1 protein-coding gene and 1 pseudogene are annotated in these 876 nt (G+C 43.9%); both read left to right on the forward strand.

The annotated features are described in order from the left end of the window. A pseudogene (locus tag ACRCJ0_RS16250) lies at positions 1 to 597 on the forward strand (DUF975 family protein); the annotation flags it as partial. A 64-nt stretch (positions 598 to 661) separates the two neighbouring features. Then, positions 662 to 790, forward strand: coding sequence for a YvrJ family protein (locus ACRCJ0_RS16255; protein WP_003143129.1), 129 nt, complete (start codon positions 662 to 664; stop codon positions 788 to 790). Positions 791 to 876: the final 86 nt, after the last annotated feature.

Genomic DNA, 876 nt, shown 5'->3' on the forward strand with positions numbered 1-876 from the left:
GCTACAGCAGCAGGCGCTGCCGCGGTATTCTCCTTAGCTGATGAAGAAAAAGCTGGCCAAGATGACGAAGTGACTGAATCTAGCGAATATAAAGCAGAGGCAGTAACTGACAATAATGCAGGTGGGTCTTCGGCCTTGCGCGGTTCATACCAAGTAGGTCAAGACGCAGATATACGTCAACCTTACCAAGCAACTTATAAAGCTAGTGATGGTCCTATTTCAGCCATACGTAACCATTTTACGGTAGAAGCGTCTGATTATAACGTAGGAAGACCAGCACAAGAAAAGCCTAGCTTTGACTTGAACGCAGGTCCAGCATCAGAATCAGCAGCTGTACGTCACTCATACGTAGTGGGCGGCCAAGCAAGCTCAGATGATGCTGCAAACAATGAGGCGCAAACGCCGGGAAAGAAACCTTATAACATTATGGGCTACAATACACCAGACCGTACGGATTTTGGTAAAGTTGAAAACGCCAAGGATGTTATTCTAGCAACAGACAAGGCCGAATCAGGTGAAAACGGTATGTTAAACCCTGGGGATTTCGATAAAGATGTAGACTACGATCCTGAAATCGATCCAGATCAGCAAAACTAATTGAATACTTGTCAAAAAACAAACCACCACCGTTCCTTTATATAAGGAGGTGGTGGTTTTGGATATGTTGGATGTTTCTATGCAACTGATTGGCAATGTCGGCTTTCCCATATTTGTGTCGATTTACTTGATGACGCGAACAGAGAAAAAGCTGGATGACCTAATCGCAGCCGTCGAAAAACTAGCACAATAGATAAAGACGCCTAGCCCATTCAATTTCGAATGAGGCTAGGCGTCTTTTTTGTTTATTCACTTAAACCTTGATCAATGTTTAACAGG

The organism is Aerococcus sp. L_32 (assembly GCF_050689315.1).

What these genes read in the sequence shown, in the direction of transcription:
- ACRCJ0_RS16255 (WP_003143129.1), top strand. Translation starts at nt 662, where the DNA reads ATGTTGGATGTTTCTATGCAACTGATTGGCAATGTCGGCTTTCCCATA.